At 60.7% G+C, this 19,540-nt stretch carries 22 protein-coding genes and 2 pseudogenes; 16 read left to right on the top strand and 8 right to left on the bottom strand.

Going from position 1 to position 19,540, the window contains the following annotated elements; all coding sequences use genetic code 11:
* Positions 1–14 precede the first annotated feature (14 nt).
* The 10 genes from NKJ46_RS11385 (at position 15) to copD (ending at position 7,854) form a co-directional block, all read left to right on the top strand.
* A complete protein-coding gene (locus NKJ46_RS11385) occupies positions 15–956 on the top strand; it encodes an ABC transporter permease (RefSeq protein WP_352664922.1) in 942 nt (313 codons plus the stop codon).
* Between the two features lie 4 nt (positions 957–960).
* A complete protein-coding gene (locus tag NKJ46_RS11380; protein ID WP_352664920.1) occupies positions 961–1,872 on the top strand; it encodes an ABC transporter permease in 912 nt (303 codons plus the stop codon).
* Positions 1,869–2,882: an ABC transporter ATP-binding protein gene (locus tag NKJ46_RS11375; protein WP_352664918.1), complete on the top strand. Its 1,014-nt coding sequence runs from the start codon at positions 1,869–1,871 to the stop codon at positions 2,880–2,882. Before NKJ46_RS11380 ends, NKJ46_RS11375 begins: the two co-directional genes overlap by 4 nt.
* Complete coding sequence (locus NKJ46_RS11370) at positions 2,875–3,858, top strand: oligopeptide/dipeptide ABC transporter ATP-binding protein (RefSeq protein ID WP_352664916.1); 984 nt, start codon at positions 2,875–2,877, stop codon at positions 3,856–3,858. Before NKJ46_RS11375 ends, NKJ46_RS11370 begins: the two co-directional genes overlap by 8 nt.
* An 806-nt stretch (positions 3,859–4,664) precedes the next feature.
* The gene (locus NKJ46_RS11365; RefSeq protein ID WP_352665111.1) at positions 4,665–5,114 is read left to right on the top strand and encodes an ATP-binding cassette domain-containing protein; all 450 of its coding nucleotides are present in this window, start codon (positions 4,665–4,667) and stop codon (positions 5,112–5,114) included.
* Complete coding sequence (locus tag NKJ46_RS11360) at positions 5,045–5,389, top strand: ATP-binding cassette domain-containing protein (protein ID WP_352665109.1); 345 nt, start codon at positions 5,045–5,047, stop codon at positions 5,387–5,389. The genes NKJ46_RS11365 and NKJ46_RS11360 overlap by 70 nt, the downstream gene beginning before the upstream one ends.
* Complete coding sequence (locus tag NKJ46_RS11355; protein WP_352632932.1) at positions 5,340–5,606, top strand: oligopeptide/dipeptide ABC transporter ATP-binding protein; 267 nt, start codon at positions 5,340–5,342, stop codon at positions 5,604–5,606. Before NKJ46_RS11360 ends, NKJ46_RS11355 begins: the two co-directional genes overlap by 50 nt.
* 225 nt (positions 5,607–5,831) lie before the next feature.
* Positions 5,832–6,374 carry a hypothetical protein gene (locus NKJ46_RS11350; protein ID WP_352635978.1) on the top strand — a complete coding sequence of 181 codons (543 nt, stop codon included), beginning with the start codon at positions 5,832–5,834 and terminating at the stop codon, positions 6,372–6,374.
* Between the two features lie 146 nt (positions 6,375–6,520).
* Positions 6,521–6,994, top strand: a complete 474-nt coding sequence (copC, locus tag NKJ46_RS11345) for a copper homeostasis periplasmic binding protein CopC (RefSeq protein WP_352664914.1) — start codon at positions 6,521–6,523, stop codon at positions 6,992–6,994.
* A 2-nt stretch (positions 6,995–6,996) separates the two neighbouring features.
* A complete protein-coding gene (copD, locus tag NKJ46_RS11340; RefSeq protein WP_352664912.1) occupies positions 6,997–7,854 on the top strand; it encodes a copper homeostasis membrane protein CopD in 858 nt (285 codons plus the stop codon).
* Positions 7,855–7,916: 62 nt separating this feature from the next.
* Here copD and NKJ46_RS11335 read toward each other — a convergent pair whose 3' ends face one another.
* Together NKJ46_RS11335 and NKJ46_RS11330 are read right to left on the bottom strand one after the other, a co-directional pair.
* Entirely contained in the window at positions 7,917–8,105 is a 189-nt protein-coding gene (locus NKJ46_RS11335; protein ID WP_352665107.1) for a recombinase family protein, read from the bottom strand.
* A 477-nt stretch (positions 8,106–8,582) separates the two neighbouring features.
* The gene (locus tag NKJ46_RS11330; protein WP_352665105.1) at positions 8,583–10,358 is read right to left on the bottom strand and encodes a heavy metal translocating P-type ATPase; all 1,776 of its coding nucleotides are present in this window, start codon (positions 10,356–10,358) and stop codon (positions 8,583–8,585) included.
* 376 nt (positions 10,359–10,734) lie between these two features.
* On the opposite strand from NKJ46_RS11330, the pseudogene NKJ46_RS11325 reads away from it, so the two are divergent.
* Together NKJ46_RS11325 and NKJ46_RS11320 are read left to right on the top strand one after the other, a co-directional pair.
* Positions 10,735–10,857 (top strand): annotated as a pseudogene (locus tag NKJ46_RS11325) (metallophosphoesterase); the annotation flags it as partial.
* A pseudogene (locus NKJ46_RS11320) lies at positions 10,856–11,329 on the top strand (amino acid ABC transporter ATP-binding protein); the annotation flags it as partial. The pseudogenes NKJ46_RS11325 and NKJ46_RS11320, both read left to right, overlap by 2 nt.
* Before the next feature lie 227 nt (positions 11,330–11,556).
* Here the strand turns inward: NKJ46_RS11320 and NKJ46_RS34745 are convergent.
* On the bottom strand, positions 11,557–11,697 hold the full coding sequence (locus tag NKJ46_RS34745; protein ID WP_502903386.1) for an ATP-binding cassette domain-containing protein: 141 nt from the start codon (positions 11,695–11,697) through the stop codon (positions 11,557–11,559).
* 269 nt (positions 11,698–11,966) lie between these two features.
* Between NKJ46_RS34745 and NKJ46_RS11310 the strand changes: the two genes are divergently transcribed.
* Positions 11,967–12,494: a hypothetical protein gene (locus NKJ46_RS11310; RefSeq protein WP_352664910.1), complete on the top strand. Its 528-nt coding sequence runs from the start codon at positions 11,967–11,969 to the stop codon at positions 12,492–12,494.
* Here the strand turns inward: NKJ46_RS11310 and NKJ46_RS11305 are convergent, their stop codons facing one another.
* Positions 12,495–13,082 (bottom strand): TetR/AcrR family transcriptional regulator, encoded by a 588-nt coding sequence (locus NKJ46_RS11305; protein ID WP_352664908.1) that lies wholly within the window; start codon positions 13,080–13,082, stop codon positions 12,495–12,497.
* A gap of 146 nt (positions 13,083–13,228) precedes the next feature.
* Between NKJ46_RS11305 and NKJ46_RS11300 the strand changes: the two genes are divergently transcribed.
* The 3 genes from NKJ46_RS11300 to NKJ46_RS11290 all read left to right on the top strand — a co-directional run bounded on the left by NKJ46_RS11300 (position 13,229) and on the right by NKJ46_RS11290 (position 15,623).
* Positions 13,229–14,113 carry a class I SAM-dependent methyltransferase gene (locus NKJ46_RS11300; RefSeq protein ID WP_352664906.1) on the top strand — a complete coding sequence of 295 codons (885 nt, stop codon included), beginning with the start codon at positions 13,229–13,231 and terminating at the stop codon, positions 14,111–14,113.
* Between the two features lie 130 nt (positions 14,114–14,243).
* Positions 14,244–14,888, top strand: coding sequence for a DUF1007 family protein (locus tag NKJ46_RS11295; RefSeq protein WP_502900676.1), 645 nt, complete (start codon positions 14,244–14,246; stop codon positions 14,886–14,888).
* A 21-nt stretch (positions 14,889–14,909) separates the two neighbouring features.
* Entirely contained in the window at positions 14,910–15,623 is a 714-nt protein-coding gene (locus tag NKJ46_RS11290; protein ID WP_352665102.1) for a HoxN/HupN/NixA family nickel/cobalt transporter, read from the top strand.
* Positions 15,624–15,739: 116 nt separating this feature from the next.
* Here the strand turns inward: NKJ46_RS11290 and NKJ46_RS11285 are convergent, their stop codons facing one another.
* From NKJ46_RS11285 to NKJ46_RS11270, 4 genes are read right to left on the bottom strand one after another with little or no spacing between them, the layout of a single operon-like run.
* The gene (locus NKJ46_RS11285; protein WP_352664904.1) at positions 15,740–16,627 is read right to left on the bottom strand and encodes a DUF1259 domain-containing protein; all 888 of its coding nucleotides are present in this window, start codon (positions 16,625–16,627) and stop codon (positions 15,740–15,742) included.
* A 33-nt stretch (positions 16,628–16,660) separates the two neighbouring features.
* Positions 16,661–18,028, bottom strand: coding sequence for a cytochrome b (locus NKJ46_RS11280; RefSeq protein ID WP_352664902.1), 1,368 nt, complete (start codon positions 18,026–18,028; stop codon positions 16,661–16,663).
* 14 nt (positions 18,029–18,042) lie between these two features.
* Positions 18,043–18,513: a chromate resistance protein ChrB domain-containing protein gene (locus tag NKJ46_RS11275; RefSeq protein WP_352664900.1), complete on the bottom strand. Its 471-nt coding sequence runs from the start codon at positions 18,511–18,513 to the stop codon at positions 18,043–18,045.
* Positions 18,510–19,484 (bottom strand): Fe-Mn family superoxide dismutase, encoded by a 975-nt coding sequence (locus NKJ46_RS11270; RefSeq protein ID WP_352664898.1) that lies wholly within the window; start codon positions 19,482–19,484, stop codon positions 18,510–18,512. Before NKJ46_RS11270 ends, NKJ46_RS11275 begins: the two co-directional genes overlap by 4 nt.
* Positions 19,485–19,540: the final 56 nt, after the last annotated feature.

Here is a 19,540-nt window from a genome sequence, read left to right as displayed (position 1 = left end):
AGCGAGGCCTGACGATGAAAAGCACGATCCTGCGACGGATGCTGCTTGCCTGCCTTTTGATCCTGGCGGCATCCGCGCTGACATTCGCCCTGGTTGCGGCGGCTCCGGGCAATGTTGCGGCGCTGATTGCCGAGCGTGCGGCGGGTCCCGGCGCGGACGCCGAAATGATAACCAAGATCGGCAACGAGCTTGGCCTTCATGACCCGCTGCCGATCCGCTATGGACGCTGGCTGGCCAGCGCGCTGGCCGGCGATTTCGGCATATCGCTGCGAACGGGAAAGCCGATCTCGTCGGAGTTTGCCGCCCGCATCCCGATGACGGCGGCTCTGCTTGCCGGCGGCGGCGTTCTCGCCTTCATTTTCTCGATCGCGCTTGGCATTGCCGGGGCCGTCAGCAATGGCGGCTTCATGGACAGATTCCTGCACGCATTTTCGCTGATCGGCGCATCGACCCCGAACTTCTTCGTGGCGGCGCTGCTGGTGATCGTGTTTTCGGTGATGCTCGGCTGGGTGCCCACCTTCGGCACCAGCGGCTTCACCTCATGGCTTCTGCCATGGGTGACGATCGCGCTGTTCCCGGCCTCCGTTCTCAGCCGTGTCGTTCGGGTCAATCTCCAAGAAGCGATGTCGCGGCCGTTTGCGACCACTGGCTTCGCAAAAGGCTATACCAGAACGCAGGTGCTGCTGCGCGAGGCGCTGCCCAACATCGCCATTCCGTTCCTGACGACATTCGGGGCGCAATTCACGCTGATGATCATCGGATCGATCGTGGTCGAGACGGTATTTGCATTGCGCGGCGTCGGTGCCTTTTTCATCGAGGCGATACGCTTCCGCGACTTCATCGGCATGCAGTCCGTGCTGCTGCTCTTCGTCGTCTTCTTCGTCATGGTCAATTTCATCGTCGACATGATTTGCATCGTCGCGGATCCGCGAATGCGCCGGGCGCGGGGAGCATGAGGCGATGAACATTTCCGCGATCAGGGACATCAAGGACTGGCCGTGGCTGGTGCTGCTTCCCGTCATCGGCTTTGTGCTGGTCGGCATCTTCGCGCCGGTAATCATGCCATATGACCCCAGCACGCAGGACTATTCTGCGACATTGGAGGGCGTGAGCGGGAGCCACTGGCTGGGCACCGACTATCTCGGCCGTGACGTCTTGAGCCGCATCGTCGGTGGCGCGCGCATCTCCTTGGTAGCGATGGTCATCGTGCTCGTCGCCGCTCTGGCGATCGGCGTGACGATCGGCTCCTTCGCTGGCTATGTTGGCGGCCGTGTCGAGCTCGTCCTGATCAGCCTCATCGATATTGCGCTGGCGCTTCCGAGCCTGGTGATCGCGCTGGCGCTGATCGGCATTCTGGGCACGGGCTATTGGTCGATGATCACAGCGCTCACCCTGGCGTGGTGGGCGAACTATGCCCGCATGAGCCGCGCCGTCGTCACCGCCGAGCTGCAACAGCCCTATATCGAGGCGGCCAGGGTCATGGGCGCTGGCCATCTCTGGATCTTTGTCCGCCATATCCTGCCGCATGTGCTTGCCCTGGTCGTCGTCTACGCAAGCGCCGACGCGGGCGCCCTTGTGCTGGCCATCGCTACGCTCAGCTTTCTTGGACTTGGCGTCGCGCCGCCAACGCCGGAGTGGGGTCAGATGCTCGTCGACGGCATGAGCTACATCGAGGAGGTTCCACGCCTTGTCGTGCTGCCCGGCCTCGCACTGACACTTGTCGTGGTCAGCTTCAATCTGCTTGGCGAAGCCTTCGCGCTGCAAAAGGTGCCACGGCCAGTTCGCGGCAGAACGCTGCGTAAAAGAAAGCTGGCGCGCGCCCGTGAAGAGACGGAACGCAACGCCGTCGAAACCGGGACGACTTCAGCATGAGTGACAATCACCCGCTCTATGCGATCGAAAATTTGGTCATCGATCTCTACGCCACGACCGTCTCGGTGCGGGCGGTGGACGGGGTGTCGTTCAACGTCCGTCCTGGAGAAACGGTCGCGGTCGTCGGCGAAAGCGGTTCGGGAAAGACCGTCATGACACTTGGGCCGCTCGGTCTGCTGCCCGAGGGCGTGACGGTGGATATGAAGGGGTCGGCGCAAGCCGACGGAAGCGAGCTGCTCAGCATCGGCTCCCGGCAATTGTCGGATCTGCGCGGACGCTATTTCGGCGTGATTTTCCAGGATCCGATGAGCGCGCTCAATCCGATGCTGAAAATTGGGCCGCAACTGGCACGCCAAGCACGCCGCTTCGCCGGCCTGTCGCACGAGGCTGCCCGCAAGGAAGCGGTGTCGCTGTTGGCGCGCTCGGGCATTCCTGATCCCGAAGACCGCTATCATCGCTACCCCCATGAAATGTCGGGCGGCATGCTGCAGCGTGCGATGATCGCGCTGGCGCTGGCGGCCCGGCCGCGCGTGCTGATCGCAGACGAGCCGACAACAGCGCTGGACGCCACCGTCCAGGCGCAAATCCTGGAGCTCATCCGCCAGATCCAGCGCGAGGACGGCATCGCCGTCGTGCTGATCACGCACGATATCGGCGTGGTCGCTTCCGTCGCCGACCGCGTCATCGTCCTTTACGCCGGACAGGTGGCGGAGGAAGGGACGGCGATGGATGTGCTGACCCGGCCGGTCCATCCCTATACGCGCGGACTGCTCGCATCGGTGCCGGATTTTCGCGCCGACGAGCGCGCGGCGACCCGCGAGATACCCGGCCTGCCACCAAACCAGATCCGGCTGGAACCGGGTTGCCGGTTTGCCGAGCGCTGCGAACTGGCCGAAGCCGGCTGCCGGCAGCACCGGCCGCCGCTGCAGACGATATCCGCGTCGACAAGCCCGCACCGCGTGGCTTGCCCGGTCGTGCTGAAACGAGAGGGGATCGCCGTCCATGTCTGATGCCGCGGCGATCGAGGTCAGGGGATTGAAGGTGCATTTCGCCAACCGTTCGGGCACCGGCGCGGTGCGGGCGGTCGACGGCATAGACCTGACGGTCGCGCGCGGCGCGTTCCACGGCATCGTCGGCGAGTCCGGCTGCGGCAAGACCACGCTGGCGCGCACCATCGTCGGTTTGCAGAAGGAGAGCGAAGGCACCGTCCTGATTGGGGGAAGGGATCGCGCCGAATGGCTGAAATCGGACAGGAAGTCGTTCAGCCGCGAAGTCCAGTTCGTCTTCCAGGACCCGTTGGGGTCGATGAGCCGCCGCCAGAGCGTCTACCAGACGCTGGAGGAGCCGCTGCAGATCCATCGCCTCGGCTCATCAGTCGAGCGCCGCCGCCGCATCGCCGAGCTTCTGGACCTGGTTGCGCTGCCTGCGACGGTGCTCGACCGTTTGCCAAGGTCGCTCTCCGGCGGCCAGCGCCAGCGCGTTTCGATTGCGCGCGCACTCGCCCTCAAACCATCCATACTGGTATGCGACGAACCGCTCAGCGCGCTCGACGTTTCGATCCGGGCGCAGATCGTCAACCTGTTCACGTCGCTGCAGAAGCAGCTTGGTCTGACCATTGTCATTGTCGCGCACGATCTGGCTATCGTGCGCGAGGTCTGCTCGGACGTAACGGTGATGTATCTCGGCCGCATTTCGGAAGCCGGCGTGACCCGGCCGCTGTTTCGTGAGCCGGCCCATCCTTACAGTCAGGCGCTGCTGTCGGCTGTTCCTTCTCCCGATCCTCGCATCGAAGCCGGGCGCCGCCGGATCATCCTCGCCGGCGATCCGCCAAGTCCGAGCGCGCCACCTCCGGGGTGCCGGTTCAACACGCGCTGTCCGGTGGCGATCGATGTCTGCCGGGTCGAGGAACCGATGCTGCGATCCGTGCCGCATGGCGGCGTTGCCTCTTGTCACCTGGCTGATAGCGGCCGCCGCCCGGTCATTTAAAGAAGCTGACCTATCGAGCCATGAAGGGTCCAAAAGGTCCAATCTCAACATTAAAGCGACTGCCGACTCGGTACAAACAGCAGCAATGGCGGTTTCAGGCGTAGCAACATTACGGGCCAATCGCGGGCTGACCATCCGAGCCCTGCTGGATCTGCCACACGTTCGGCCAGTTCGAGCCCTTTTTGGCCTCCAGCTATTCTCCATCTGAACGCGGACGCCAGCCTGGACACCCAGTATGGGCCTCAAACGATTTTGTTACCGCGATTGAAGCCGGAACGTCGTTTAAGTCGGGATTTTTCAACAAAAAGACGCGGTAAATGTCCGGCAAATCGCGCATGCTAACCGCTGGCAGTTCGCAATGGGTCTCCGTGGCGTAGAGTTGGGACCAAACCGCTGCCAGGAATCCGACGCAAAACTCAGCGGATGGGTCATTGCACTTCGAGGCCACCACGTCCGCGCGATAGATTAGACCGTCCGTGTGAGCCTTGGCCGGACTCGCGGCAACCAATGCCGACAATCCCAAAGCCACAATAACTGGTGCGCGCATATCCCACCTCCAGTCTGACACAGAATATGCAGGACAGCGGTTCGCATGCAAGCTTCACCAGGCGGAAAGTTTTCCCGCAAATACCTCCTGAGCAGGCAACGCCGGCAGTCATCCGGGTTCGAGTTTGTTAGGGCAGCGCCACGGCTCGGTGAACGGGCTGCAACGTTGGGCTTAAGGCCGGGCACCTGACGAATTTATCGAGGTAAAGTACTTCGCGCGAGGCAGATCTCCGGAGCACGCACACGTCCACTTGACCAGTGTGCTTCACCAGCTTTCCAACCGCCAAGCGCGGCCAGACGATCAAAGCGGTAAACGACGTCTCAATCCACCTCAATCAAGGCGAGATCGTCGGCTTGGTGGGGAGTCTGGCTGCGGCAAGTCCACGCTCGGTCGTTCGATCGTCGGCTTGGAAAAACCCCAATCCGGACCTGTCGTTTTTGATGGCGTCGACCTCGGCTCCTTGAGTGGTCGCCGTCTGCGGGAAGCGCGTCGGGCAGTTCAGTACGGGTTCCAGGACCCCTATGCGTCCCTGAATGATCGCCAGACTGTGGGCGAAGCCATTAACGAAGCCCTCATCATTGCAGGCTTGCGTTCGCAGACGGAACGCGAGGCGAGGATCACTGAACTCCCCAGGTCGGTCTGGCGACAACGGTCCGGGGCAGATTCACCCCTGAGCTCTCAGGCGGCCAGAGGCAACGCATCGCGATAGCGCGCTCGCTGGCTGTAGAGCCGCGGGCTTTGATCTGCGACGAACCGGTCAGCGCGCTAGACTTGTCGATACGGGCGCAGGTCATGAACCTATTCCTCAACCTCAGAGGGAAGCTCGGCGTGTCCTGCCTCTTCATCGCGCTTGTCCGGCAGGCAGCGAGCCACGTCTACGTGATGTACCTCGGCAAGGTGGTGGAAAGCGGTAGCTCGGAAGAGGTCTACCGGAATCCGATATCCTTATACCCAACTACTTCTCGCGTCTGTCCCCGATGCTGATCCTGCCACCGAACGTCGGCGCAACCCTCCCTTGATCACAGGCGAAATCCCAAGTCCGACGAATCCGCCCTCCGGCTGTTTCTTCAGGACGCGGTGTCCCCTTTCAGTGGAAGCTTGTGCGGAGGCTGAGCCCGTGTCGCAAGAAGTAAGCTCAATGTACAAGGCGGCGTGCTGGTTCGCCGGAGACCTCTTCGCGAAACGCGTCTCGGCTGCATGATCAAAAGATGCAAGCCATCGCTTTCTGAATGCGCCTAAGCGAGACGTCACCCTGAGCCTGGACGGACGGGACCGACCATAACGCCCCTGCAAAGACATTAGGCACCGCTAAAACATAAATTGTCCGGAGGCATGTAATCTGCTAGTGTTTGATCACCGACAAACGGCTCTGGAAAGCCGTGCGTCCGACATCATGCACAAGATCAACTCAAACCGGAGAACGGCCATGAAACGGCTTCTGACGGTCGCTGCCCTTTTGGCGGCAGGCAGTTTGGTTACGATGCAAGGCGCAGCCGCCGACGACGCTGCGATGATCAAGAGCGCCGAATCTGCTGCACCCCCTGCCGTGGCAAGCGGCGCTGCGGTCTACGCCGCGGATGACAAGGGCGCCATGCGCACCCTGCGCGAGGGCAAAAACGGCTTCTGGTGCATGCCGGACAGCCCGTCCACGCCCGGCCCGGACCCAATGTGCGGCGATGCCAACTCGATGGAATGGGCGATGGCATGGATGGAAAAGAAAGAACCGCCCAAGGGCAAGGTCGGCTTCATGTACATGCTGTCCGGCGGTACCGATGGCAGCAACACCGATCCCTATGCGACGAAGCCCGAGGAAGGCAACAATTGGATAGAAACCGGCCCGCATGTGATGATCGTCAACGCCATGGACATGATGCAGGGCTATCCGACGGACCCAAAGCCTGACACATCCAAGCCCTATGTGATGTGGCCGGGCACTCCATACGCACATCTCATGATCCCGGTTAAGTAGCTGAAATGGAGTCACGCGGGCGCCAACGCTTGTTTCGCCCGCGCTTGTCCTGATAATTACAAACGCTTGCGGCGTCCGTGACCTTCAATCGAGAGTCTCGGCGGTCGGTAGCGTGTTGGCCTGATCTCCCATCACTTTTCCGGCAAATGGAAAGTTTCGTAACAGCTCGAACAGTGGCGGCCCTGCAACACCAACAAATTCGTATACTCGTCAGAAAGTGCATTGTCTTTGATGACCGTCCGTCGCGGGAGGAGTTCGCGTTGAACCGGACTATCCGACTGATCGCCACACTTGCGCTGTGGAGCGTGCCATTATCCGGCCAGGCGCTTGCGCATGCTCGATTGGTCCAGGCTACTCCAGAGATCAATAGCACCATTGCCGCTCCGCCCACTGAGATTCGACTGCGCTTTAGCGAACCCATTGAGGCTCGATTCTCGGGCATCGATCTGTCGGGGCCGGATGGTGCGAAGATCACCACGGAGATCGCGGTGCAGGATAAGGACATGGTGGCAGCTGTATCAAGGTCCCTTGCGCCGGGTGTTTATCAAGTTGATTGGCACGTGCTGTCAGCAGACGGGCACAAGGTGAAGGGCAATTTCAAATTTGAAGTCAGACCGTAGAAATGGACGTTGATGGCACTCTGGCCTTCGCCCGGTGGGTCTACTTCCTCTCAGTGATGATTCTATTCGGGTCGGCACTCTTCCCTTTCTATGCGCTAGACAGAACCGCGGCTCCCGCGCTTGCGCCTCTACCCCGTAACCTCAATTCTGCCCTCGCACTTGCGGCCGCAATCTTCGCGGCAATTTGGCTGCTGTGTTTTACGGCCGGGCTCTCCGGACGCGAGAGTATGGTTGACACCTTGCGCGGCGTTCTCATGGAAAGCGACTTCGGAACTGTTTGGTTTGTTCGCCTTTCGCTCGTTCTCCTGCTCCTGGTGATCAGTTTCTCGGGGCGGCCCGAATTGATCGTCGGGCCGGCTTTCTTGCTACTGACCTGCGAGGGTTGGCAGGGCCACGCGGCGGCGTTGGGCCTTCTAGGCTCACTGAATCAAGCTCTCCATGTTGCAAGCGCTGGGGCGTGGATAGGTGGCCTCCTGCCCCTCGGCCTGCTTACCGCGGCAGCAGAGCGGCATCCATCCAAAGTCGCAGGCGTGGAAACTGTCCTGTGGCGCTTCTCCCGCTTTGGTATGGTGGCGGTTGCGCTCATTTTTTTGACGGGCGCCATGAACACTTGGCTAGTGCTTGGCTCGTTCCCCGATCCGCGCAACAGCTACGGTCGAGTTCTCCTGTTCAAGATCAGCCTATTCGTCGCGATGGTCGGTTTGGCGGTCTACAATCGATATGCCCTGGTCAGCCGCATAAAGTCCGAACCGGCCAAAAGCTTGCGCACATTGTCTCGCAACGTTGCGCTGGAGCAGATCGTCGGGTTTGGTGTGCTTCTGGATGTAAGCACGCTGGCGCTGATGGATCCGTACGCGTGACGCGCGGACCGCGCAATTATCCGCTGGCAACGTTTCTGCAATTTGCGATCGACACTCACCCTCTATCCGCCTGCGCACAGAGTGGCCTGGCGCCGGCGGCCTTCGATCTTCTCGAGGATAAGGAGCATGTCCTTGAGTGAACGCGTCAGTCGGTCGAGTTTCCAGACAACCACGATGTCGCCTTCGTCTAGCTCGCCAAGAAGCCGTTGGAACTCGGGTCGGTCCCCTCCAGATGCTCGCTCCTCCGCGATCCGCTTGCAGCCGGCGGCTTTGAGAGCACGCAGTTGCAGGCCAGATCCTGATTATCAGTTCTAGAAACACGAGCGCAGCCGACAGGCATTTGCACTCGAGGCTGCTATGGCACCGCAGACAGGCCTACGCGCTTCTTAGGAATCCCTACTTGGCCTACTCCGTCATCAGGGGATCAGATGGGTCGCTCGTCACGAAACCGACGACCAAAGGATGAAGAAATCGCTGGCTTGCCAAGCGCAGCGCGATATTTAGTGTAACGATGAATTGCATGGACAGGCGGCTGGTACGGTGTGGCAGCCGTGATCGTGATATTGCTTGTGATCGGGTATGCGGCTGGGTGGTTTGGCGGCACACCGCCACCAGCGCCCCAGCAGTAAGCGTGCTCTGGTTGCGGTTGCCGGGTTTCGTGGGCCATGCGAATTGGACGCATTTGTCGTCCAAAGAACTGCAAGCGCCTTAGGCTCCAAAGAGATGCGCTAAACATCTTGGATTCGAACGCGCAGCAGTTTTGCCGAATTCAGGAACACCAGGACATCTGGCCCCAAGTGCAAAATCGCTGCCTGGATAGGGCCGATCCAGCCCATCAGCGCTGCGGTAATGCCTAAAACGTGCACAACACCGACACCGACGAAGATATTTTCCTGAATTGTCCGGTAAGCGCGTCGCGCAATCGCGCGGGCGCTGACAATTCTTGCCAGATCATCCTTCATCAATGCGATGTCGGCGGCTTCCAGCGCTGCCTGCGTGCCGCCGCCCCCCATCGCAATGCCGACATCGGCGCGTGCCAGCGCCGGCGCGTCGTTGATACCGTCGCCGACCATCGCCACGCGATGGCCCTGCTTTTGCAGTTCGGCGATGGCGGCGACCTTGTCCTGCGGCATCAGATTGGCACGCACTTCATCCACGCCGAGCTCCTTGGCGATGGTCCGCGCTGTGGCCTCATTGTCACCCGTCACCATCACCATGCGCTTGATCCCGGTTGCACGGAGCTTTGCCAGCGCTTCGCGCGCACCTGGTCGCAATGTGTCGGCAATAAAAATCACGCCCGCGAATTTCCCATCGACCGCGACGTGAACCGGCGTCTGTCCGCCCTTTTCGATCGCATCAGAAAGCGGCACGCCGGCCTCGCGCAGCAACGATGCATTCCCGAGCAGCACGGTGCGTCCGGAGACCGTCGCCTTCACACCGCGCGCCTGCAACTGCTCGTACTGCTCCGGTTCCGGGACATCGATTTTCATCCGGGCGGCATAATTGACGACCGCCTTCGCCAAGGGGTGAGCCGAGCGCCGATCGGCGGCGGCGGCAAGGCCGATCAGATCAGCTTCCGAAAGCGTGCCGTCCTGCATCTCCACGCCGACAACCTCGGGCTTGTTTGCCGTCAGGGTGCCTGTCTTGTCGAACACCAGGACGTCGACCTTGGCCAAAGACTCCAGATAGACGCCGCCCTTGACCAGAATTCCACTGCGTGCGGCTCGCGCAATGGCTGCGATAATCACCAGAGGGGTCGCCAATCCGAGTTCGGCAGGCGATGTGAAAATCAGCAGAGTGACGATCATCCGAATGTCGCGTGTATAAAGATAAACCGCGACGAGGAAGATCAGCACGACCGGGATCAGCCATGACGCGACCTTATCCGCCAGTTTCTGGACGGGTGCCTGTTCTGCTTCGGCATTCTCGACCAGACTGATAATGCGGGCAAAGGTGGTGTCGGCACCAACCTTCTCGGTCTCGATGTCGAGGGCTCCGGATTCGACGATGGTTCCGGCAAAGACATCGGCGCCATCGCTCTTGTCCTTCGGAATGCTTTCTCCTGTGATCGATGCTTCGTTGACCGAAGCCGCTCCACCGACGACGGTGCCATCGACCGGGATCTTCTCGCCGGCCCGCACCAAGACAACGTTGCCTGCGCGCAGATTCTCGATCGGGACCTTGCGTTCGCCACCTGCGTCCCGCACAAGCGCCACTTGGGGCACCGAGCCGATCAAGTCTTTGATTGAGGCTCGCGCACGATCCATATTCAGATCGGCGATGAACTCCGCGATCAGAATGATCACCATGAGGACCGCGCCGGCGACGGTCTCGCCTCCGATCAGAGCCACCACCGTGGCGATGGTGACGAATATTTCGGTACCGATCTTGTGCTCTTTTGCGAGGTCAACGACGCCGGTCTTGACGAGCGGATACAAGCCGATGGCAACGGCCACCCACAAGGCTTGAATGGGAATCAGCTGTTGCCAGTACAGAAAGGCCATCAGGCCGGTAAATATAATGCGCGCGACTTCGGTCCAACGTTCGCGCGTCATCAGCGATCGCCAACCCGATGGAACCGCCTTAGGCGCCGGCTCAACGCTTTCGGTGCCTGCTATCTCGGATTCCATTGGCTCGCTATCTCGGATTGCGGTTTTGGCTTGAAGCGTGAGCGCATCAGGCCCCCGCGGCGGATAGTCCTGTCCAGCCATGGTATCCGACATAGAGGCCGACGGCGATGAGAAATAGGGCGCCCAGCGCGCGATGGTCGAGAACCACGACCAACGCCTGGTCGCGTGCCGGACGCTCAGGGCAGCGGCGGCCCCGACCGTGACGAGAGTGATCGCAAGGCCGATCGAGAAGCACAGCACCAGGGAGTGCATGATCGGGGCGGGCACCGGTGTGCTCTGGACCCTTTCGGGCGGTGTCCCGACATCGCTCAGCCTGCTCGGTGAAGCGAAGGCCGCCGAGGCCGCAGCCTCCGGCTTCACCTTCCTGCAGATACGCGCTGTTCCCGCATCTGACGATCCTGGAGAACTGCACGCTAGCGCCGATCTGGGTGCGCAAGACGCCGAAGAAACAGGCCGAGGAAATCGCCATGCATTTTCTCAAGCGCGTCAAAATCCCGGAACAGGCCAACAAATATCCGGGTCAGCTTTCCGGCGGGCAGCAGCAGCGCGTGGCGATCGCCCGCTCGCTGTGCATGAACCCGCGCATCATGCTGTTCGATGAGCCGACTTCGGCACTCGATCCCGAAATGATCAAGGAGGTGCTGGAGACGATGGTTGGCCTGGCTGAGGAAGGCATGACCATGCTGTGCGTCACCCACGAGATGGGCTTTGCGCGCAAGGTCGCCAACCGCGTGATCTTCATGGATCAGGGCCAGATCGTCGAGCAGAATACGCCGGCCGAATTCTTCGACCACCCGCGCCACGAACGGGCAAAGTTGTTCCTATCGCAGATTGAGGCTCGATAACTGAAAGGCGCTTGCAGGAGCAGGCACTGCAAGATTATCATCTAACGCATCTGAGGAGGTTCTTGGATGGGGACTATGATTGCTGGGCTTCGGATATCGAGCCGCACCTTAAGCTTGATCAGGTCGAGGTGTTTATGCGCCACCTCGGTGATGTCCTTTGCATCATGTCCGGTCTCGCGCAGCGCGACTTCGACATTTTGCAGCGCGGTCAGCCATGGCAGCAAGGTCTAGGACTGGAAGACGACGCCACAGTCGCGGCCCGGCCCATTGATCGGACTGCCATCGACCAGCATTTCGCCCTCATCGTAGTCCCGCAGCCCGGCGATGATTGACAGCAGCGTGCTCTTGCCGCAGCCCGATGCGCCCACCAGTTAGACGAACTCGTTGTCGCCGACTTCGAGATTGATGGCCGCTGCTGATCGCTGGCGCCTTGAAGATTGTCCACGACATCCTTCCGCTTGCGCCAGAGGAACGACGAGAGGGTCCGTAGCAGCCCGCGGCATGCCCGAGCCAACGTGAAGCAACGTGCCCCGCTTCATTCTGCAGGTCGATGCCCTGGCGATCGCTTGACCAGCGTGCCAATGGCTCCATCTTAATCGTACCGGTGCTCGCTCTTTCAGCGCGAGGTGTAACGGATATGTCGAAACCTCTCTTCGCTTTTGCGTTCGCAGGCGTCTGCTTGATATCGGCGCCGGTGTATGCCGACAATGTCGATCTGGGGCTAGAAGCTTTTCACGAAACCTGTCTTGCCCATGGCCCCGACTTCGAGCGAACCGCCGCTGTGGCGAAGGCGCGTGGGTGGACACCGCTATCCGGTGACGCAGCGCTTGCTCCAGTCGATGACGTCGATGCCTTTCAGGGGTGGGCGGTGACTGGCAACGATCTACCTGCCGGAACCATAATCGCGGTGACCAAAGCCACCTTGAACGGAAAGGCCGTGCAGACCTGTTCCATCAGACTGTTCGGCGTCGACCGCGCGACATTCGAGCAACGCTTCTTCGCCCGGACGGACGCCGAAAAAATCAGCGAGGACCGGAATGGAGATCAGGTCTCCAAACTTTATATATTGATTGCGGGCAATCGAAAACAGCTTGTCCATTTGACATCGCCGGTCGACACGGGGAGATCGAACACGATTATTGCAAGCTCGATCGCCGACGACTAGTCAGGCGCCGATGCCACTTCCCGCCATCCTCTGGAACAGGTCGTCTGCCTGCGCTGGTGAAAGGTTCATGTCGGTGGCGACCCACCAGGCGAGGACCGCAAGAAATGCGCCGGCGATGAACTGAATGGCGAATTCGGCAGGCATGCCGTGACCGCCGATCCGTTTCTCGACGAGTTCTTCCCGGACGGCTCGCCGGATACGCTCACGCAATTCGTCGTGGATCGTATCGCCGCTGCTTGCAAGCAATGCGTGGTGAAGCGGTCGGAATGCATGAGCGTGCTCGAACATGGGCAGGCTGAACTCGAACAGGCGGCTACCTGTTTCTTGACTTGCCGCCTCGCGCCTGCGGCCTATCGACCGCAGATGCGCCTCGATGGTCGCGCTGCGCAAAGCATCCTTGTCGGCATAGTGGGTATAGAAAGTCGACCTGCCTACATTGGCCCTCTGGGAGATGTCATCGACGGTGATGGCAGCATATCCCCGCTCCGGGATCAGGGCGATGAGCGCGTCCTGCAGCAGGCCGCGCGTCCGCGCGACGCGTCGATCGATCGTGTTCCGCTCGCCCGCACGTTCGATTTTCATGGCCATGGCCCTCTGCGGTGCCCAGTTTCGGACATTCGGCGGTCCGATGTCCGACAACAGCATTTCCAGACATCGTGTCCATTATGATACGCCAAGTCCAGGAGCTCAAATCGGGTTTGGGCACGCCGCAATGAAGCAGAAGGTCGCCAGACATGCACTCATCTGATCATCCCGCCGGCAACGGACCGCATTCGCGCAAGAGGGTGATAGCGTTGGCCCTGCTTGCCAAGCTGTCGCTGATCGCCGGCTTCCTCGTCCTCGCCAAATTGGGCATGGGCTATGTTCAGGCTGGGGCCTGGACGGCGGCATTCCACGGCCTCGTCCTTGCGGTGATCGCGGGATTGGCGCTGTGGGGCAGCCTGCGTCACAGGGGGCTCGTCGGCAACGGTGCGCAGAGCGTGAGCGACAAGGGCATCGGCATCGTCCTGCACCGGGCGGCGGCCTATGACTTGCTTGCGCGCGTTCTGACCTTTGGGCGCGAGGGCCGCTTTCGCGAGCTCATGCTTCGCCCGGCAAAGCTCCAGCTCGGCGAAGCGGTGCTCGATGTCGCCTGCGGGACAGGAACCCTTGCCATTGCCGCGAAGCGGCTGGTCGGTTCGGACGGCAGCGTCACCGGCGTCGATGCGTCGGCCGAAATGATCGAGAGGGCGCGCGCCAAGGCCGAGCGGTCCGGTCTCGATATGACTTTCGTCAACGGGACGGCGCAGGAGCTTCCCTTCAAGGACGCGCAATTCGACATCGTCGTCGGCACGCTGATGCTGCATCACCTGTCGAAGCCCGTTCGATCGGCCTTCATCCGCGAGGCGGCACGCGTCTTGAAGCCAGCAGGCCGGCTGTTGCTCATCGATTTCGGCAGGCCGGTGCGCAAGTCCGGATTGCCCAGGCTTCACAAGCATGGTCATATCGATATGCATTCGGTCGCCTTGCTGTTGACCGAGAGCGGATTCCAGGTCAGCGATATCGGCGCCGTCGGCACCAAGAACCTGAACTATATTCGCGCGACGACGAACAAGGACCAGCAAGGCCAAGCGTCGTGATGACGCTCAGGCGCTAGTTGCATGGCGACCCTGTTCTGAAGAATTGGCGTTTGAATGTCCCATTTCGGCCTGCTTGCAATGGCAGGTGTCCTGCCTGATGCGGAATCGACGAGCGAAATGTGAGCGAAAAATGCGACTGACTGGCATGATATCAGGCGCGGCGCTGTTGCTCGCTTCCGCGGCGGCGGCGAACGCCCATCCGCATGTGTTTGCCGAAGCGAAGCTGGACCTGACCGTCGGTCCAGACAGGACGGTCAAGTCGCTTCGGCACTCCTGGCGTTTCGACGACCTCTTTTCCAGCACCGTGCTGATGGAATTCGACAAGAATTCCGACCTTGTCCTTGATGCCAAGGAACTCGATGAAGTCGCTCTCACCGTCCATGCGTCGCTGGCCGAGTACAACTATTTTCAGATGGTGACCTTGAATGGCAAGGACGTGACGATGGCGCCACCGCCGAAATTCAGCGTCAGCTATGAAAACGATCAACTCGTCGTCCAGTTCGAAACGCAACCGAAGGATCCGTTGGCCCTTGCTGGAAAAGTCAGCATCGGTGTCTACGACCCGACCTTCTACACGGCGATCGATTTTACCGACGACGACAAGATTGTGGTGGCTGGCCTGCCTGAAGGCTGCTCACGCGCGGTCGTGCGTCCAGATCCGGATACGGCCATCGCGCAGAACCAGAAGAGCCTGACAGACGCGTTCTTCAGTGATCCGACCGGGACCGATCTCGGCAAGATTTTCGCGACGCGCCTCGAATTGACGTGCGGCTGATCCGGAGCCGGTTCGATGGCCATGTTCCAGACGCTTGTCGAGTTCCAACGCACGATCTACCTGGCGCTGGCCGAGCAGATCAAACTGCTTTCGGCCGGCGGCGGTTGGCTGGCCTTCACGGCCTTTCTGCCGATGGGCGTGTTGTTCGGTGCGGCACATGCGCTGACGCCGGGCCATAGCAAAGCCGTGCTGGCCACTTATCTCGCCGGATCGGATGCCAGTGTCCGGCGTGGGCTTCTGGTATCACTGACGCTTTCCTTCACGCATGTGACGATCGCGGTTCTGATCGCGGCGCTCTCGCTACCGTTGGTGTCTATTGCCCTGGGCAGTGTCGGCCGTGCGCCGCTACTGGAAGACATCAGCCGCGGGTTGCTTGGCCTGATTGGCATCTGGATGCTCTGGCGCGCTCTGAGCCATGGTCATCACCACAAGCATGAAGGTGAGGCGGTGGGTGTGATGGCCGGCTTGATCCCATGCCCGCTGACACTTTTCGTGATGACCTTCGCAATATCCAGAGGCGTTCCGCTCGCCGGCATCCTGTTTGCAATTACCATGATGGTCGGCGTGGCGCTGACGCTGTCTTGCGTGGCGGTGTTGTCGATCCTGTTTCGGGAGCGGCTGGTGCATTTCTTCGACAGCCGGCCACGCCTGTTTGATATCATATCGCGGGCCATCGAAGGTATCGCAGGCTTTGTTCTAGCCGGCGTTGCTGTCTGGCAGATCTCATCGAACTGATGGCTCGAGCGATCGGCAAGGCCTGAACGGTGAGTGGCAGGTGGGCCAACCCACCGATTAAGCGGATCGACGAAACGAGTCCAGAGAGCTGCCCTTAGCGCTCGCAAGGGACCAACCTAGCTCTTCTTGACGGCGACGTTGTCGAGTGCAGCGCGCAAGCCTTTTGCAAGCTTCTGCGCGTCGTCATTCGCCCAGAAATGCATGAAGAAGAGCCGCGGCTGCTCATCGAGCATGTGGTTATGCAGCGCCGTGATCTCGATGCCGTTGTCTTGCATGGCTTTGATGACTGGATTGACCTCCTTTGCCGTCAGCACGAAATCACCGGTGATCGCCGCCTTGGCGCCGCCAGTCGACTGGAAATTGATTGCTATTGCCGAGCCCATGGACGCCGGCACTTCCATTCCATTTTCCTCGACCGGCTCAGCGCGCGGAATCGTGAACTGGTAGACCGCGCCATTGGCCTTACCTGTATAACCAATGGTTTGGTCGACCCCTGCCGCATCGAATTCGATCTGCGGCTGTGCGGCACCGGATGCGGCATTCTCCATCGGTGTCTTGCTCAGCGCCAACCCGGCATGAAGCGCTGTGGCGAGCGTGGCCGGGTCGCCCTGGCCGAAGACGTGCATGTAGAGTGTCATTGGCTCCGCGCGCAGCAAATGGTTGTGCAACGCAGTGATCTCGATCCCACCTTCTTGAAGCTTCTTCATGACCGGCTTCACCTCGTCCTGCGTCAGAACGATGTCACCCATGACCATTGCCTGATTCCCCATTGGTTCGAACGCTATCCAGCCGCCGAGGGCAAATCCTGGCTTCAGCGATACGCCATCGAGCGAAACTTTCAGGTCGGTTCGTGGCAGGCCAACTCTATAGACGCCGTCGGACTGCGTGGTTCCTCCTTTTCCCAGCGCCTTTCCGACTTGGCTCCAATCGGGATTGGCGGCGAACGAGGGGGTGACGAGAGTTGCGGCAGCAATGAGGACTGCCAAGCGGGTAGGTAGTGTCATAGCGGTATTCCTCTTTTCTTCACTGCGAATTGATCAGTCGGCCGTGAGCTTCGGCATTTGGGTTGGTTTCGCCGTCGCCGTGCCACTAGAGACAGGTGCGGTACTCGATGGCTGGATTGGTTGCGGCGTATCTGCCAGCACCTGCGCTGCGGCAGGATGCGAGCCGCCCTTCGGCAGGACTGCCGAGACGATACTGGTCGGGAGCGGCAGCGGTCGCTCGAAAATGCCGAGGAGCGGCATCACGACCAGGAAATGGAAGAAGTAATAGAACGTGCCGACGCGGCCGATGAGAACGAAAAGTCCCTCCGGCTTGTTGGCCCCGACCCAGCCCAAAACGATGACGTCGATGACCAGGAGCCAGAAGATCCATTTGTAGATTGGCCGGAAGCGAGCACTGCGGACCTTCGATGTATCCAGCCAGGGCAGAATGAAGAGGACAGCCACGGCCGAGAACATGGCGATGACGCCGGCAAGTTTGTTCGGGATCGAGCGCAAGATTGCGTAGAACGGCAGGAAGTACCATTGCGGCACGACCTCGGCGGGCGTTCGCAGTGGATTGGCCGGGATGAAGGCGTCGGTGGAATTCAGGTAATTCGGCAGGTAGAAGACGAAGAAGGCGAATACCAGCAGAAAAGCCGCCAAGCCGAGCAGGTCTTTGACCGTGTAGTAGGGGTGGAAGGGGATGCTATCTCCCGGCCCGTTGCGGTCGATGCCGAGCGGATTGTTGGAACCGTGCCGATGCAACGCGACGAGATGCAGCATTACGACGCCGACGATGACGAATGGCAGGAGGTAGTGCAGGGCATAGAAGCGCTGCAGCGTCGGATTGTCGACGGAGAACCCGCCCCAAAGCCACGTGACGATGCTCTCTCCAACTACCGGAATTGCGGAGAACAGGTTGGTGATCACCGTAGCGCCCCAAAACCCCATCTGGCTCCATGGCAGGACATAGCCGAAGAAGGCGGTCGCCATCATCAGCAGCAGGATGACGATCCCCAGCATCCACAACAGCTCGCGCGGTGCCTTGTACGAGCCGTAGTAGAGGCCGCGAAAAATATGGATATAGGTCGCGATGAAGAAGAACGATGCGCCGTTCAGGTGGATGTAGCGGATCATCCACCCGTAATTTAGGTCGCGCATGATGTGCTCAACAGAGCCGAAAGCGAGGGTCGAATCCGCTGTGTAGTGCATTGCGAGTACGATGCCGGTGAAGATCATGACGACCAGCATGAACCCGGCCAGTGAGCCGAAATTCCACAAATAGTTCAGATTTCTTGGCGTCGGATAGTCGTTCAGTTCATGATTGACGAAGGTGAAAACCGGCAATCGGTGATCGATCCACCGAACGACGCGGCTGCTTCGCCGACTGCTTCCGGCTGCCTCATTCGATTGATCTACCATTGCGCATTCTCCGCTCAGGCCACCGCCGGCTTCGTGGCCGGTGGCCAACTGTGCGTTTCCGCTCTGCGGCCCGAAGCCCATGCGTAGAGCGCGTCATAGATGACGAAGCCGTGCTTCAGCACCTCATGGTCGTCAGGCGTCAGGTCCCGTAAACCCATGGAGATCGCGAGCAGTCCTGCAGACTGCGGCGTGAGATCGTGCCGATCCGTGTCGGCGCCGCGCACGATCGCGGCAATGGTCACGATGGCCGGGTCGCCCTCGAGACCGTGTTTGGAAACGAAGGTATCGAAGCTGCAGCCGTCGCCGACATGGGTGAATTCGACGCCGGGCACGTCGTAGGGCGTCGCGCCTGTCTCTTGGGCAACACGCATCACCTGATCAGGCGGCACAAAGAGAAACTCAGGTTGCTTGTCGATGAAGCGCGTAATCAGCCAAGGGCAGGCAATGCGGTCAATGACCGGACGTTCGCGGGTAACCCATTTCATGCCACAATCCTTTCGTCGTTCATCACCAGAGGGACGGTTGGCGCGCCGATCGCATGCCAGGCGGCGATCCCGCCTGAAAGCGCACTTGCATCGACGCCGCGGCGACGCAGTTCGGCGACGGCGTCGCCGCTGACCTGGAAGCCGTAGACGCAATAGACGATGACTGGTCTATCCTTCGGCAGTCCATCGGCCCAACCGGCGATGGTTTCGGGGGCGCGGAGCTTGGCGCCCGGCAGCATATCGCTGCGCTTTGCCAGATCGTCGGCCAGGCAGACGTCGAGCACGATGAGATCCTCTCCTTGATCGAGTCGGGCCCGCAGTTCCTCTGGTGCAACGGTTGGAATCTTTTCGTCCGCTGCAGGTCCTGTTGAAGGGTCGCGCCGAGCGACTGCGCGCCGGTGGCGGGCAGCAACCCGCTCCCAATGGATGTTCTTCATGAAAGCGTCGACATAGGCACCGGCCTTGGCGCCAAAATCGAGGTGATAGGCATGCTCGTACATGTCGAGCGCGAGGATCGGCACGCCGCCAGCAAGACAGTTGGTGTGGTCCGCCGCCCATTGGATCGTCAGCCGATCGCGGCGCTCCGACCAGGTCAGCAAGGTCCATCCCGAACCGCCGGCTTGCGCCTTCGCGCAAGCCATGAACTTGGTGCGCCAGGCAGCCACGCTGCCGAAGTCGCGCTCCAGCGCCATAGCGAGATCGCCAGCCGCATCGCCCGAGCCGCCGAGCCCGTCGAAATAGATCTCGTGCAGGATCGCTGAATTGGAGGCGACCAGCTCCTCGCGCTTCAGCCCGTTGATGTCGAAGACGGGCGCTGCGCTCCAATCGAGTTCGTCGAGCCGCTGTTCGATAGCGTTGAGGCGGCGAACGGCACCGCCGTAGTTGTTTTCGTAGTGGCTTGCCAGCAGCCGTTCAGACAGGCCAACGAGCCTGGGTGGCTTGAACGGCAGCGGCATGATCTGGTGTGGCATCGGTTTCCCCACTCTGCGGCACGGCCCATCCGTGAGGAGGCGAACGCTATGCCTGA

It is taken from the genome of Mesorhizobium sp. M0166 (genome assembly GCF_040322255.1).
Lineage (GTDB): Bacteria > Pseudomonadota > Alphaproteobacteria > Rhizobiales > Rhizobiaceae > Mesorhizobium.
Note: the sequence above shows the minus strand (reverse complement) of the source record. Positions and strands in the feature narration are given on the sequence as shown.

Bases quoted from the DNA above. Each gene is read 5' to 3' on its own strand.
- NKJ46_RS11385 (WP_352664922.1), top strand. From the start codon at position 15: ATGAAAAGCACGATCCTGCGACGGATGCTGCTTGCCTGCCTTTTGATC.
- NKJ46_RS11380 (WP_352664920.1), top strand. From the start codon at position 961: ATGAACATTTCCGCGATCAGGGACATCAAGGACTGGCCGTGGCTGGTG.
- NKJ46_RS11375 (WP_352664918.1), top strand. From the start codon at position 1,869: ATGAGTGACAATCACCCGCTCTATGCGATCGAAAATTTGGTCATCGAT.
- NKJ46_RS11370 (WP_352664916.1), top strand. From the start codon at position 2,875: ATGTCTGATGCCGCGGCGATCGAGGTCAGGGGATTGAAGGTGCATTTC.
- NKJ46_RS11350 (WP_352635978.1), top strand. From the start codon at position 5,832: ATGAAACGGCTTCTGACGGTCGCTGCCCTTTTGGCGGCAGGCAGTTTG.
- copC (WP_352664914.1), top strand. From the start codon at position 6,521: ATGGAAAGTTTCGTAACAGCTCGAACAGTGGCGGCCCTGCAACACCAA.
- copD (WP_352664912.1), top strand. From the start codon at position 6,997: ATGGACGTTGATGGCACTCTGGCCTTCGCCCGGTGGGTCTACTTCCTC.
- NKJ46_RS11330 (WP_352665105.1), bottom strand. From the start codon at position 10,358: ATGGCCTTTCTGTACTGGCAACAGCTGATTCCCATTCAAGCCTTGTGG.
- NKJ46_RS11310 (WP_352664910.1), top strand. From the start codon at position 11,967: ATGTCGAAACCTCTCTTCGCTTTTGCGTTCGCAGGCGTCTGCTTGATA.
- NKJ46_RS11305 (WP_352664908.1), bottom strand. From the start codon at position 13,082: ATGGCCATGAAAATCGAACGTGCGGGCGAGCGGAACACGATCGATCGA.
- NKJ46_RS11300 (WP_352664906.1), top strand. From the start codon at position 13,229: ATGCACTCATCTGATCATCCCGCCGGCAACGGACCGCATTCGCGCAAG.
- NKJ46_RS11295 (WP_502900676.1), top strand. From the start codon at position 14,244: ATGCGACTGACTGGCATGATATCAGGCGCGGCGCTGTTGCTCGCTTCC.
- NKJ46_RS11290 (WP_352665102.1), top strand. From the start codon at position 14,910: ATGTTCCAGACGCTTGTCGAGTTCCAACGCACGATCTACCTGGCGCTG.
- NKJ46_RS11285 (WP_352664904.1), bottom strand. From the start codon at position 16,627: ATGACACTACCTACCCGCTTGGCAGTCCTCATTGCTGCCGCAACTCTC.
- NKJ46_RS11280 (WP_352664902.1), bottom strand. From the start codon at position 18,028: ATGGTAGATCAATCGAATGAGGCAGCCGGAAGCAGTCGGCGAAGCAGC.
- NKJ46_RS11275 (WP_352664900.1), bottom strand. From the start codon at position 18,513: ATGAAATGGGTTACCCGCGAACGTCCGGTCATTGACCGCATTGCCTGC.
- NKJ46_RS11270 (WP_352664898.1), bottom strand. From the start codon at position 19,484: ATGCCACACCAGATCATGCCGCTGCCGTTCAAGCCACCCAGGCTCGTT.